This is a genomic window from Prodigiosinella aquatilis (genome assembly GCA_030388725.1).
Taxonomy (GTDB): Bacteria; Pseudomonadota; Gammaproteobacteria; order Enterobacterales; family Enterobacteriaceae; genus Prodigiosinella; species Prodigiosinella aquatilis.
Window position 1 is genome coordinate 878,966 of the sequence record CP128857.1, and the last position, 12,954, is coordinate 891,919.

At 53.0% G+C, this 12,954-nt stretch carries 14 protein-coding genes; 7 read left to right on the forward strand and 7 right to left on the reverse strand.

Going from position 1 to position 12,954, the window contains the following annotated elements:
- Positions 1-9: 9 nt before the first annotated feature.
- From PCO85_04165 to iolB, 5 genes are all read left to right on the forward strand, one after another.
- On the forward strand, positions 10-1,035 hold the full coding sequence (locus PCO85_04165) for an ABC transporter permease (GenBank protein WJV54650.1): 1,026 nt from the start codon (positions 10-12) through the stop codon (positions 1,033-1,035).
- 35 nt (positions 1,036-1,070) lie between these two features.
- A complete protein-coding gene (locus PCO85_04170) occupies positions 1,071-2,195 on the forward strand; it encodes a Gfo/Idh/MocA family oxidoreductase (protein WJV54651.1) in 1,125 nt (374 codons plus the stop codon).
- A 62-nt stretch (positions 2,196-2,257) separates the two neighbouring features.
- Positions 2,258-4,156 (forward strand): 5-dehydro-2-deoxygluconokinase, encoded by a 1,899-nt coding sequence (gene iolC, locus PCO85_04175; GenBank protein ID WJV55990.1) that lies wholly within the window; start codon positions 2,258-2,260, stop codon positions 4,154-4,156.
- A gap of 37 nt (positions 4,157-4,193) precedes the next feature.
- Positions 4,194-5,084 carry a myo-inosose-2 dehydratase gene (gene iolE / locus PCO85_04180; protein ID WJV54652.1) on the forward strand — a complete coding sequence of 297 codons (891 nt, stop codon included), beginning with the start codon at positions 4,194-4,196 and terminating at the stop codon, positions 5,082-5,084.
- 60 nt (positions 5,085-5,144) lie between these two features.
- Complete coding sequence (iolB, locus tag PCO85_04185; protein WJV54653.1) at positions 5,145-5,978, forward strand: 5-deoxy-glucuronate isomerase; 834 nt, start codon at positions 5,145-5,147, stop codon at positions 5,976-5,978.
- Positions 5,979-6,152: 174 nt separating this feature from the next.
- Here iolB and mltB read toward each other — a convergent pair whose 3' ends face one another.
- The 6 genes from mltB to PCO85_04215 form a co-directional block, all read right to left on the reverse strand.
- Complete coding sequence (gene mltB / locus PCO85_04190; GenBank protein ID WJV54654.1) at positions 6,153-7,244, reverse strand: lytic murein transglycosylase B; 1,092 nt, start codon at positions 7,242-7,244, stop codon at positions 6,153-6,155.
- Positions 7,245-7,335: 91 nt separating this feature from the next.
- Positions 7,336-7,482: an SDR family NAD(P)-dependent oxidoreductase gene (locus PCO85_04195; protein WJV54655.1), complete on the reverse strand. Its 147-nt coding sequence runs from the start codon at positions 7,480-7,482 to the stop codon at positions 7,336-7,338.
- 75 nt (positions 7,483-7,557) lie between these two features.
- Positions 7,558-8,364, reverse strand: a complete 807-nt coding sequence (locus tag PCO85_04200; protein WJV54656.1) for a MoaF C-terminal domain-containing protein — start codon at positions 8,362-8,364, stop codon at positions 7,558-7,560.
- 14 nt (positions 8,365-8,378) lie between these two features.
- Positions 8,379-9,158 (reverse strand): SDR family oxidoreductase, encoded by a 780-nt coding sequence (locus PCO85_04205; GenBank protein ID WJV55991.1) that lies wholly within the window; start codon positions 9,156-9,158, stop codon positions 8,379-8,381.
- A gap of 24 nt (positions 9,159-9,182) precedes the next feature.
- Complete coding sequence (locus PCO85_04210) at positions 9,183-9,788, reverse strand: DUF3156 family protein (GenBank protein ID WJV54657.1); 606 nt, start codon at positions 9,786-9,788, stop codon at positions 9,183-9,185.
- The gene (locus PCO85_04215; protein ID WJV54658.1) at positions 9,766-11,259 is read right to left on the reverse strand and encodes an APC family permease; all 1,494 of its coding nucleotides are present in this window, start codon (positions 11,257-11,259) and stop codon (positions 9,766-9,768) included. Before PCO85_04215 ends, PCO85_04210 begins: the two co-directional genes overlap by 23 nt.
- 336 nt (positions 11,260-11,595) lie before the next feature.
- Here PCO85_04215 and PCO85_04220 point away from each other — a divergent pair, with 336 nt between their 5' ends.
- Positions 11,596-12,252 (forward strand): LuxR C-terminal-related transcriptional regulator, encoded by a 657-nt coding sequence (locus tag PCO85_04220; GenBank protein ID WJV54659.1) that lies wholly within the window; start codon positions 11,596-11,598, stop codon positions 12,250-12,252.
- A gap of 92 nt (positions 12,253-12,344) precedes the next feature.
- The gene (locus tag PCO85_04225) at positions 12,345-12,575 is read left to right on the forward strand and encodes a hypothetical protein (protein ID WJV54660.1); all 231 of its coding nucleotides are present in this window, start codon (positions 12,345-12,347) and stop codon (positions 12,573-12,575) included.
- Here PCO85_04225 and PCO85_04230 read toward each other — a convergent pair.
- Positions 12,551-12,922 carry a cupin domain-containing protein gene (locus PCO85_04230; GenBank protein WJV54661.1) on the reverse strand — a complete coding sequence of 124 codons (372 nt, stop codon included), beginning with the start codon at positions 12,920-12,922 and terminating at the stop codon, positions 12,551-12,553. The genes PCO85_04225 and PCO85_04230 overlap by 25 nt on opposite strands.
- Positions 12,923-12,954: the final 32 nt, after the last annotated feature.

The window sequence follows — 12,954 nt, forward strand, 5'->3', positions numbered from 1 at the left end:
AGGTTACTCATGTTGCCGCTTTCCAAAACCCAGCTACCGGTCGAAAGCCGGAGAAAAATTGACCCCATCGCGTTCTTCGAGCGTTTTGGTGTGTTGATTTTCATGATTCTGTTGCTGATTTTCTTTCAATTGCAGAACAGCCATTTTCTGACTGAACGCAACATTACCAATATTCTTACCGAAGTTTCTATCTACGGCATCATGGCCGTAGGTATGACCTTCGTTATTCTGACCGCCGGGATAGATCTGTCGGTTGGTTCCATTCTGGCGGTATGCGCCATGGCTGCCGCCACCTTTATCAAAGGTAACAACTTAACCACTGTCGATCCCAATGCCTGGTATGGCATGAGCTGGCTTATTGGTCTGGGTATTTGCCTGGGGATGGGAACTGTCATCGGATTTCTGCAAGGATTGGGCGTAACTCGTCTGCGCTTACCGCCGTTTATTGTCACGTTGGGAGGAATGACCATCTGGCGCGGATTGACGCTGGTCATCAATAACGGTGCGCCGGTGGCCGGTTTTGATGCCGGATATCGCTGGTGGGGGCGGGGAGAGTTGCTGGGCATCTCTATTCCGATCTGGATTTTTGCCCTGGTGGCCATTATCGGTTATCTGGCGCTGCATAAAACCCGCTGGGGACGGTTTGTCTACGCTATCGGCGGTAATACCGAAGCGGCGCGTCTGGCTGGTGTGAATGTGCGCCGGGTACTGGTCAGTGTGTATGTGGTGATTGGCTGCCTGTCCGGTCTGGCGGGGTTTATTCTCAGCGCCCGGTTGGGAAGCGCAGAAGCGGTGGCAGGAATATCGTTCGAACTACGCGTGATTGCCTCGGTGGTCATTGGCGGAACCTCACTGATGGGCGGATACGGACGCATTAGCGGCACCGTCATTGGTTCCATCATCATGGGCATCCTGATTAACGGGTTGGTGCTGATGAACGTTTCGGCTTACTACCAGCAAATCATTACCGGGCTGATCATCATACTGGCGGTGGCCTTTGATACTTACGCGAAAAGTCGGCGTGGCGCTATGTAATTGGGGTGAACAGCATTGCTCCGAACGAGGTTGATATGAAAGAAGTTCGTATTGGATTAATCGGAACGGGCTATATCGGACGTGCACATGCGATTGCTTATACGCAGGCACCAACAGTATTTCCGCTCAAAGGCCGTTTGGTCAAAGCGATGGTAGCGGAAATATCACCTGAACTGGCCGCCCGGCGGGCGCAGGAGTTTGGTTTTTTACGTTCAACCGGCGACTGGTGTGAATTAGTGGCGGATCCGGATATCGACGTGGTGGATATCTGTTCTCCCAACTTTTTACATAAAGAGATGGCGATGGCTACCATCCGGCATGGCAAGCATGTCTACGCCGAAAAACCGCTGGCGCTGAATGCCGCAGATGCACGGGATATGGTAGATGCCGCGCATCTGGCCGGGGTGAAAACGCTGATGGGGTTCAACTACATGAAAAACCCCACGGCCAAACTGGCGAAAGAGATCATCACTCATGGCGAGATAGGCGAGGTTACCCATTTCTACGGGACACATAACGAAGATTATCTGGCGGATCCGTCGACACCCGCCGATTGGCACTGTTTCAACGAAACCGCTGGACTCGGCGCGCTGGGTGACCTGGGGGCGCACATTGTCAACATGGCGCAGTACCTGGTGGGGGATATCGCCAGTGTGTGTGGTGATTTGCAGACCGTGATACCGCAGCGTCCGTCCGGGGCAGGGGCGTCTACACCGGTGCGGGTGGAAAACGAAGATCAGGCCCATGCGATGGTGCGGTTTGCCAACGGTGCGCACGGCGTAATTGAAACCTCCCGTGTCGCCTGTGGCCGCAAAATGGGGTTGACCTACGTCGTCACCGGTACAAAAGGTGCGCTGAGCTTCACTCAGGAGAGAATGGCGGAGCTGAAGCTGTACCGACAGGATGATCCGGCCAATCGCCAGGGATTCCGCACGTTGCTGACTGGGCCACTGCATCCTGATTACGCCGCATTCTGTGCCAGTGCCGGACATGGTATTGGTTTCAATGATCAGAAAACGGTAGAAGTTCGTGATCTGGTCGACGGCATTGCCGCCGATTTGCCGCTATGGCCGGATTTTGAAGAAGGGTGGAAAGTGTCGCGGATTCTGGATGCCATCGTCTTATCACATCAGGTATCGCGCTGGGTTGAGGTGAGCTGATATTCCGGCAACTAACTGAATTTACATTCCTTCTTTATTAACAGGATCTCGTCGCTATGAGTATGGAAAAAACCTTAGATGTGATTTGTATGGGGCGGGTAGCCGTCGATCTCTACGGACAACAGATTGGTGCCCGTCTGGAAGATATGGGTAGCTTTGCCAAATATCTGGGCGGTTCCTCCGGCAATGTCGCCTATGGTACGGCACGGCAGGGATTACGATCATCCATGTTGGCACGGGTGGGCGACGAGCATATGGGGCGCTTTCTGCGCGAGGAGTTACAACAGGTCGGCTGCGATACCAGCCATTTGATTACTGATAAAGAGCGACTGACCGCACTGGTGGTGTTGGGGATTAAAGATCGTGAAACCTTCCCGCTGATTTTCTATCGGGATAACTGTGCGGACATGGCCATTACACCGGAGGATTTCAGTGAGGAATACATTGCCGCTTCCCGTTGTCTGGCGGTGACTGGCACGCACCTTTCTCACCCCCGTACCCGTGAAGCGGTATTAACGGCGCTACGCTATGCGCGGCGCAATGGGGTCAAAACGGTGTTGGATATCGACTACCGCCCAGTGCTGTGGGGATTGACCTCGCTGGGGGATGGTGAAACGCGGTTTATTGAATCGACACCGGTCACGGCGCAGCTACAACAGGTGCTGAATCTGTTTGACGTGATTGTTGGCACGGAAGAGGAGTTCCATATTGCCGGTGGCAGCACCGATACACTGGCGGCGTTGCATCAGGTACGGGTGGTAACGCAGGCCGAACTGGTGTGTAAACGCGGCTCGCTGGGATGTTCGGTATTCAGTGGCTCAATTCCGGATCATCTGGATAATGGCCTGACGATAAAAGGGGTGCGGGTCGAGGTGCTCAATGTACTCGGCGCGGGTGATGCCTTTATGTCCGGATTGTTGCGTGGTTATCTTGGCGGTGAAGGATGGGAAAAAGCCTGCACTTACGCCAATGCCTGCGGCGCACTGGTGGTATCCCGTCACGGTTGCGCGCCCGCCATGCCGAGCCGCATCGAGCTGGATAACTATTTGTCCCGCGCCGCCGCAGTGCCGCGTCCGGATCTCGACCCTCAACTGAACCATCTGCATCGTGTCACCACCCGGCGCAAGGTGTGGGAAGAGTTATGTGTTATCGCTTTTGATCACCGTAGCCAACTGGAAGATGTGGCGCTTGGCTGCGGTGCCGACATTCAGCGGATTTCGTTACTTAAGCAATTGATTTTGCAGGCCAGTATCGCAGCCGCGCAGCAAGCCGGGCTGGAGGGGAAGGCCGGATTGCTGTGTGACGGCACCTTTGGGCAGGATGCGCTCAATAGCATTACCGGTAAAGGATGGTGGATTGGACGGCCGATTGAACTGCCAGGTTCACGCCCGCTGGTGCTGGAACACGGCAATATCGGCTCACAGCTGATCACCTGGCCGTTGGAGCATGTGGTGAAGTGCCTGGTGTTTTTCCACCCGGACGATGATTGCCATTTGCGTCTGGAGCAGGAACAGAAGGTGATGGAAGTGTATCAGGCCTGCTGCCAGTCCGGCCATGAACTGTTGCTGGAGGTCATTTTACCGGCGGATATGCCGCGTAGCGACGATCTCTATCTGCGGGTTATTCAGCGTTTCTACAACCTGGGTGTGCAGCCGGACTGGTGGAAGTTGCCACCGTTGTCAGCGACCGGATGGGAACAGCTGACCCACCTTCTTGAGCTGCGTGATCCGCACTGCCGTGGCGTGGTCATTCTGGGGTTGGACGCGCCGCTGGACAGCTTGCGGCAGGGCTTCAATGCGGCGGTGGGTTTCCCCATTGTCAAAGGATTTGCCGTCGGACGCACCTTATTCGCCCAGCCCGCGCAGAGTTGGCTGAAAGGTGAGATTGGCGACGATCTGCTGGTTCAGCACATTAAACACAACTATCTACAACTGATCGCCCTGTGGCGCCAGCGTGGGTAACCCAAACCTCTTTACCAGTAAATTAAGGGAAAATAGTATGGCCGTTCAACTTGGTATTAACCCACTGACCTGGACCAATGACGATCTGCCCTCACTGGGTGCGGAAACGCCGCTGGAAACCTGTCTGAGTGAAGGCAGGCAGGCGGGTTTCGCTGGTTTTGAACTGGGGAACAAATTCCCTCGCCAGCCCGGTGTATTGGGGCCGATTCTGGAAAAACACGATCTCGCTCTGGTTTCCGGTTGGTATTCCGGGCAACTGCTCACCCACACGGTGGAGGAGGAGATCGAAGCGGTGCAGGATCATCTCAATCTGTTGCGCTCTCTGGGCGCTGACGTCATGGTGTTTGCCGAAGTGACGGGGGCGATTCATGGCGACCAGCAAAAGCCGGTACATCTGCGTCCCCGTTTCCCGGTGGAGCGGTGGCGGGAATATGGAGACAAACTGAGCGAGTTTGCCCGTTATACCCAACGTCAAGGTGTGCAGATCGCCTACCATCACCATATGGGAACCGTGATTGAAAGTGCAGATGACGTGGACAAATTGATGGAATATACCGGACCGGAAGTCGGTTTGTTGCTGGATACCGGCCACCTGACGTTTGCCGGAGACGATCCCGTGGTAGTTGCTGAACGCTGGGCAACGCGCATCAATCACGTTCACTGCAAAGATATTCGCCCTGATGTGCTACGGGATGTCAAAAACCGTAAAACCAGCTTTCTGGATGCGGTGCTTGGTGGGGTATTTACCGTGCCGGGGGACGGTTGTGTCGATTACCCGGCGGTATTCCGTATCCTGGAGGCGCATCACTATCAGGGGTGGCTGGTAGTGGAAGCTGAGCAGGATCCGGCGGTGGCTGATCCGCTGACTTATGCCACCCTGGGATTTAACAATCTGCAACGCCTGGCTCAACAGGCCGGGCTGATTTAATCATCGTGTCTTACTGAAGCATTCACACCGCGTGGATGCTCTCAGTCAAGGAGGATTGCCATGTCTCAGCTGTTATCCCGCTACCATATTCCGGACGAACAGGGTTGCATACAGCGTATCACCCCGGAGAAGGCCGGTTGGGAATATGTGGGTTTTGAAGTCTACCAACTGGAAGCCGGTATAATGTTGTCGCTGGCGGCATCTGATAATGAACGCTGCCTGGTGTTACTGGGTGGCAAGGCCACAGTGACGACACCGAAAGCGAGCTTTGAGCATATCGGTGAACGGATGGGCCCGTTTGAGCGTAAAAAACCGTATGCCGTGTATGTCTCATCCGGTGAAGCCATCACGGTTGTGGCACACACATCGCTGGAACTCGCGGTGTGTTCGGCGCCGGGACAGGGTACTTATCCCACGCGCTTGATCGCTCCACAGGATATTGACGCCGAACCGCGTGGCTATGGCAACAACCGCCGTTACGTGCACAACATTCTGCCGGAGAATAAAGCCGCAGACAGTCTGCTGGTAGTGGAAGTCTATACCGACGAAGGTTGCACCAGCTCGTATCCCAGCCACAAACACGATCGTGATGATCCTCCCCATGAAACCTATCTGGAAGAAACCTATTACCATCGGCTCAATCCACCTCAGGGATTTTGCCTGCAACGGGTGTACACCGATGATCGCTCACTGGATGAAAGCATGGCGGTTTACGATAAAGATGTCGTGATGGTGCCGAAAGGGTATCACCCGGTAGCGACCATTGCTGGTTATGACAGCTACTATCTGAATGTCATGGCGGGTCCGACACGGCAATGGCGTTTTAGTTGGGAGTCTGACCACCAGTGGATTAACAGTCCGGAATATGCGGCCAAGCATAGCGGGACGGCGTGACCATGTTACGGCCAGCGGCTAACGCTATCTTCAGCGCGCCATTCCTGTCGGTTTTGACGTCAATGTGTCGGCTTTAGCGGAGATCCCCGTTTTCACGGGGATTATATGTTCGGAAGACAGAAACGACGAGTCAGACAGGCAAACACCTGAACGTGGAAAAGAGAAGCTGGTTTCTCATTGCATTTTTTTCACTTCTTCCCCAAGCTGCCATACCGCCATCGCGTAGTGGATACTATGGTTATAACGCGTGATGGTGTAGAAGTTGGGCAATCCGTACCAGTATTGATAACGGTTGCCCATATCCAGACGCAGTAGACTGACTTCCTGCACATTCCCCAGTGGCCTTATCGGCCTTAACCCCGCGTTCAGCAGTGCAGAAACCGGATAGTGGGTATCGAAGCCGGTATCAAGCGCCAATGCCTGACCATTCGCCGGTACGGCCACGTTGCCACCTTTGATCCAGCCATGGGCATGGAAGTAATTGGCGACGCTGCCAATCGCATCGATGGGATCCCACAGATTCGCAATACCATCGCCATTGAAATCCACCGCATACTTTCTGAAAGCTGAAGGCATAAACTGCCCATAGCCCATGGCACCAGCAAAGGAACCGCGCAAGGATAGCGGGTCAAATCCGTCTTCCCGGGCCATCAGCAGAAAATACTCCAGTTCGGTTCTAAAGTAGTCGGCACGGCGCGGGTAAGCGAAGGTCAGGGTGGCCAATGCGTCGATGATGCGGGTTTTCCCCATCACACGACCCCAACGGGTTTCCACTCCGATAATGCCGACGATGATTTCGGGCGGCACACCATATATTTGCCAGGCGCGGTTCAGCGCATCTTGATATTGGTTCCAGAATATGACGCCATTCTGCACATTCTTCGGCGTAAGGAACTGTTTGCTGTAGCGGAGCCAGGCACCATTCGGAATATTCAATGGCGGTTCTGTCGATGGCCGTGGCGCCTGCCTATCCATCAGCCGGATTACCCAGTCCAGGCGTCGAGTCTGCGCCAGCACATCGTGCAATTGCTGGCGGTCGAAACCATGCTCTCGTACCATTTTATCGACAAAGCGATCCATATCCGGATTGAAAGCAAAATCGCCTGTCGATAAATTGCCAGTATGTGATGGGTCGAGCAAAAAACCACCCGATGTATTCGCTGGCGGGTGTTCGGACATCTCGGCGGAAGAGGGGGAAGTCGATTTATTACTGCTACAGGCAGACAACAGAACAAGAAACGGCAAAATAGCTATCAGATGACGCATCAGATATCCATACAACCTGGAAAGAAACAACGTGATAGCACTGTAGCGCATCGGCCCGCATGAAAAAACCGGATTGTGAGTTACGAACAGATTAAGGGATAAAGTAACCTGTTCGTGATGGTCTTTCCCGGCTCGGTTCGGCCCGCTCCGCTTGCAAATCGGCAATCACCACTTGTGCCCCCAGCCGGGCAAAAGCCTGGCTGATTGACAAGCCGATCCCCTGGGTGCCTCCGGTCACCAACAAGACCTGTCCGGCAAAGGCCGTGGCTGAAAAGGTCTGTCTAATAGTACGTTATGAGACATCTCGTTATCCTTATGCGGCGGGGTAATGCGTGCGATTAATTATCTGTGCATGTGCCCCGACCGGAAAATTGCTTAATGTGCTGAAATGTTCATCGCTATAACCCAGGATCTTGCCGTCGGTGATCATCTGCTGTAAATCAATCATCAACACCCCTAGCGTAGGAATGATTTTTTCACGCCAGATGAACAGATAAAGCTGCTTGGCGATTTTGATATAATGACAACGATCTACATCTGCCAGACCTTTTTCCACGCCATCCAGACATTGCCACGCATAAAATGAGCCATTGAGATAAATGTGTTCGTAACGTTCGGTCTCGCTATACACGTACAGGTTGCGCAAACCAATTAATTCATCGGTAGCGGTATGAGGTACATCCTCCTGACGGTACGGTTTATCTAACGTGCCGTGATAGTAGTCCACCTTCACTGCCGTCAATTCCAACCCTTTTCCCACCCGGGTAAACGGGTCTAGATGAATTTGCTGCTCATCAGGTAACAGGCCCTCAACCAGAGTGAATCCTCCTCCGTTGATATCAAGCACCAGACTGACGGTTGTAGAAGCTTTTTCCGGATGTAAAAAATCGATAAAAAATATACCGTTACGGATATTGGTAGCACGGTATTGTATTGCACTGTGACCACCCCAGATTAATTCCTGAGCACTGATGAAGCGACACTCCACCGATTCCAGCGCGTCGAAATGCAGCTGGTAACATTGATTGACCAATGCATCGGTAGTTTCGAGAACATTACTGTGAGGGGCGAAGCCGGTTGCCAGATCGCCTACTTGAATAAAAACGGGTTCCGTCGTCATGGAGATACCTTTGTTTATAATGAGTTAAAAGCCAATGTGGGTACATCGACAATGGTGGATCCGCCGTCTGCCACCAGTGTGGCGCCGGTTAAAATAGACGCGGCTGGCGAACTGACAAACTGGCAGATAGCCGCAATTTCATCTGCTGTAGCCGGTCGCCGTAATGGGACGTCACGGCAGACATAGTGATATGCCTGCTCCAGCGTCAATTGGTGAGCGTCCATCAACGGAAGCATCTCCTCGTCCGCCATTGGTGTTCTGACCCATCCGGGGCATACGGCATTGGCACGAACGCCCAGAGGACCATAATCCCGTGCTACGGAGCGCATCAGTCCCAGTAATGCATGTTTGGCTGTTACATAGCCGCAGACATCCGGTCCTGCCGCCAGTGAAGCAATGGACGCGACAAAAACAATGTTGCCCCGGGTTTTTATCAACTCGGGCAGACAGGCTCTGGCGGTCGCGAAGGCGCTGGTCAGGTTGCTTTCTAACGACTGCTGCCAATCGGCATCGGACATATCGGTGATTTTCCCCATGCCCATCCCGCCCGCGCAGCAGATCACGCGATCAACGATCTGCCCATTGGTGGCGATTTCCTTGCTCAATAACTGCCAACTGGCGGCATTCGATACATCACCAGCCAACGCGATCGCGCCAATCTCTTGCGCCAATGATGCGATAGGCTCGATGCGGCGACCGATCAGGATGACGCGGGCACCCTCGGCGCTCAGACGACGTGCGCAGGCCGCACCGATCCCTGTACCGCCGCCGGTGATGATTGTCACCGGCGACAAGTTGTGTTCTGGCATAATGTGATCCTATTTCTGCGGTTGGAACGTCGATAGATGTCGTCTGAACAACATGATTGCCATCAATAATGTTTTACGTTGTGCCGGTATCAATTTGAGATAGCGCCTCCCTGCCGGCAGGCGTCCGATGACTTCCGATGCCGCGAAGTGTTCAATGGACAATGTCCAGCGCCGCTCAGCTACCGATATTTCACAACGTCGAAAATCAAGGCCCAGCAAGAGGTCCGTTAGCCGCTTATCCTCTTGCAGGCTGGTTGCCAGCATATGGGCTTCGACGGCGGTGGATTTTGTCTGGAAACGCACCGCATTCCGGCGCACCACTCCGGTATGCATGACCGTCAGTATAAATGCGCCGTCGAGGGGGAAAGTGCCGCTACTGCTAAAGGGGCAGCTGACGATGTGGGCCATAAAAAGTCGTTGCACTTGTTCGCGGATATGCACAAAACCGCCATCGGGCAACGTAAGCTGCAAATTTGCTGGTGGCGAAGGTTCCATCTGATGAGGTGCCAGGTTGTCCTGAAGCCGGCGCAACGTCGCACCGGCGAGGTAGCCGGCTGGTAAGCGGTCAGCCCCACAAACACCCGCCCAATACTCACGAAAAGGAGCGAAATTCATCGAATTCATCCTCAATAAAGTCTGTCTTACTGAATTCCTTGGACAACACCTCTTCAAGCGGGACCGGCTGAAACGGATTCACACGCTGGACCACCAGTGTCCAAAACAGGGCGTACAGTGCTGTCAGTCCCAGCATGATGGCAAAAGGTATGTAAATATCCCGGGGGTTCATTCCCGGTGGGGTGATATAGGCGATGGCAAGGAGAATACCTACGCTGGAAACGATTTGTGGTAATGGGAACCAGGGGGACCGATAGGCGCGAGGGAAATCCGGACGTTTAATCCGTAACATCACCACCGACAACGTTACCAACAAATAGGCGAAGCCCCAGGCACAGACAGCGGCCAGGACTAACGGCATGATCTTGTCCAGATTGCCCTTTATCATGAAGGCATGAGTACAAGGAATCAGTACCGCGACCACAATCCCTACCACCGGTGTTTTAAACCGCGGATGGAGATACGCGAAGATACGTGGTAAAGCGCCGTCTAGTGCCATCCCGTATAGAATCCGCGGAACGGCGGCAATCAGCGTATTAATGGTGGCCGCGCCAGCCAGCAGTAGCCCGATACCTATCCAGTATTTGCCAAATTGTCCCATCACCTGATCGGCAAATGCGGGGATCGCCATTGGCGTATCGAGGAGGTGAACAGTGCCTGCGGCGTCCAACGGAATATTTCGCACCTGATGACTTAACGCTGCACCATACAGGAACATACAGCAGGCGACGCCGCACAACCCGAGGGACATGGCGCGAGGGATGGTTTTAGCGGAGTTTTTAATATCCGGCGCCATGGGGGTTACCAGTTCGCAACCGACAAACATAAACATCGCCATACCAATCAGACTGAACACCATCGTTGGGTCACCCCAGGTCAGCGGCGAGCCGAACCAACTGGCCAGTGACACAGCATGTGTCTGAACCAATCCGGCGATACTGAATACCATTAGCGTGGACCACATGCCGAAAGTGAGCACGACTTCCGCTTTGCCAAAGGCTTCGATACCGACGGCGTTGAGCACGCCGAAAATGACCACCAGCCCGACACCCACCATCCACGACGTGTTGTTTTTTTCCATCAGAGTGTTGAGGTGTTCAAAATTAACCAACGCCATAATGCCAGAAAGTATTGTTTCCGCCGTACCTGCGAAAACATGCACGATAAGGTAGGCGGAAAGCGCGCCGGTAATGGCAAAAAAACGGCCCATACCACAGGAAATGTAATCATAGACCGAGCCTGAAGTGGGCAGCATGGACGCCGCTTCTGAAAACGTGGTGAGCTGTGCTTGCATCATGATAAAACCGATCACCATTGCCAGAGCGAACATATTGCCGCCCATACCAAAACCACTGGTTACCGTGAGGATCACCGGGCTTGCCATTATCACGCCTACCGAACTGGCCAGTGTGGTCGGAAAACCGATTACACCCTGTCCAAGATAGGTGGTGAGTTTGCTTGAAAAAGGCATATATCACTCCCCCTGCTGTGAAATGTAAAAGTCGGTATGTGTCCGACATAAGGCGACGGCAGCATGTTGCCACCTTGTTTCGTGCTTGTTTCAATATAAAAACAAACTGAACCGTCCAGCTATCGTTCTAAAGGACGATGGCCGGATCGATAGCCGAGGGATTAATTCGATCGTTGTAAGGTTTAATGGGGATCAGCGGGGGGATTAACTACCTGGTATATTTTTTGCATTGCATATTCTAAATGTGTTTGCTATGCAGGATATGGCTGAACTTTCTGTAGGTAATGGCGTTCATTGAACCACGGTAAGTGGGTGGAATGTATTAAGGTAAAAATAATGTCTTCGGCGCTGATGAGTAGCAATACTGTCATACAGACCTGTCTGGAAACCGTCTCAAGATTAGTGCCGGTTACGGCTAGCGCATTCTATCGGGTTGATAACCAGCTCATGCTACAGCAATTCGTCCTGCATAACATGTCAGTCGGCATTCATCGTCAATATGTCGAAAGTTTTCAAAAAATTGACCCATTACGCCCCGCCAATTTTCTCCATGCCGATGTCAACGTGATAGGTATCAATCAGTTGAGCCAGAAGATGGCACAGGATTATTACCAGGGATTTATGCGGCCTAATGCGATTCGCGATATTACCGAAGTATTTATCCGTCGGCAGGGGCGTATTGTGGCTGGTTTTTCGCTTCTGCGCGACAGCCTATTTACCGACAAGGAACTGGGGCGGTTACAGGACATATTGCCTCTAATTCAATTGGCCGCAGAGAATCTCTATTCTCAGGAGCTGCCGCCGCAACTGCCGTTAACCGAAAAAGAACGTCAAATTGTCGGAATGTTGCGCGATGGGGCCAGCAATAAGCGTATCGCGTTAAGTCTGGGAATCTCGTTATCTACGGTAAAGACCCATATGCGGAATATCTTTGCTAAAACCTCGGTAGCAAACCGGACCGAATTAGTGACGACGCTCTATATGCATTCATGATATGCCGAACCAGGCTTGGCCACTCTAATCTGTTTTGATGAGTGGCAACCGGAGCGAAAAAGCGTGTTGTAGGTGAAATGTCTGGTGGGGGAATGCCTGTTAATGGTGCAATTGATGCTCTCTTAAGTATCACGCGCTATCTTCGTGTTGTTGATCTGGTGTTGTTGGTGACGTGGCGTATATCTCTGGTAACAAATCACGCTGTTGCCAGCGTAAGCCGTCGCACTATTAAAGAAACGATGGAAATGAGCACCGCTGGCACAAGTGTCGGCGGTGTCAGGAGGGTGGAAGGTTACAATCAGTCAGTCACTATCGCCAGATAGTGCTTCACAAAGCTTTGACTCACCACCTGCCATTTCGTCGTTGTGCCTTGCGTAATCAACCAGCTATCGCCGGATTTAAAATGGAAAACGTCGCCAGTGTCTTCGTTGGTCATGATGATTTCACCCGACAGCAAGGTAGCCTGCTCGGTGAAAGGATAGCGCAGGCGATATGTCCCATGCGGCGTGCCGAAATAACCGGCGCTTACGGGATCGGTGGGTGCCCCCAGGGTCATCCGACCGAAAGCGTCTACATCACCGCCGAGGTCTTCGGCACCGATGGCGCTGAATTTTCCCCAGGAATCTAAATCCTGTAGGGTGAGATCGTGTTTAATGGCTGTCAGGCTCATAGCATTACCTTATGTCATGTGAAGTAAGAATA

Bases quoted from the DNA above. Each gene is read 5' to 3' on its own strand.
- iolC (WJV55990.1), top strand. From the start codon at position 2,258: ATGGAAAAAACCTTAGATGTGATTTGTATGGGGCGGGTAGCCGTCGAT.
- iolB (WJV54653.1), top strand. From the start codon at position 5,145: ATGTCTCAGCTGTTATCCCGCTACCATATTCCGGACGAACAGGGTTGC.
- PCO85_04215 (WJV54658.1), bottom strand. From the start codon at position 11,259: ATGCCTTTTTCAAGCAAACTCACCACCTATCTTGGACAGGGTGTAATC.
- PCO85_04230 (WJV54661.1), bottom strand. From the start codon at position 12,922: ATGAGCCTGACAGCCATTAAACACGATCTCACCCTACAGGATTTAGAT.
- PCO85_04200 (WJV54656.1), bottom strand. From the start codon at position 8,364: ATGACGACGGAACCCGTTTTTATTCAAGTAGGCGATCTGGCAACCGGC.
- PCO85_04220 (WJV54659.1), top strand. From the start codon at position 11,596: ATGTCTTCGGCGCTGATGAGTAGCAATACTGTCATACAGACCTGTCTG.
- PCO85_04225 (WJV54660.1), top strand. From the start codon at position 12,345: ATGCCTGTTAATGGTGCAATTGATGCTCTCTTAAGTATCACGCGCTAT.
- mltB (WJV54654.1), bottom strand. From the start codon at position 7,244: ATGCGTCATCTGATAGCTATTTTGCCGTTTCTTGTTCTGTTGTCTGCC.
- PCO85_04210 (WJV54657.1), bottom strand. From the start codon at position 9,788: ATGAATTTCGCTCCTTTTCGTGAGTATTGGGCGGGTGTTTGTGGGGCT.
- PCO85_04170 (WJV54651.1), top strand. From the start codon at position 1,071: ATGAAAGAAGTTCGTATTGGATTAATCGGAACGGGCTATATCGGACGT.
- PCO85_04165 (WJV54650.1), top strand. From the start codon at position 10: ATGTTGCCGCTTTCCAAAACCCAGCTACCGGTCGAAAGCCGGAGAAAA.
- iolE (WJV54652.1), top strand. From the start codon at position 4,194: ATGGCCGTTCAACTTGGTATTAACCCACTGACCTGGACCAATGACGAT.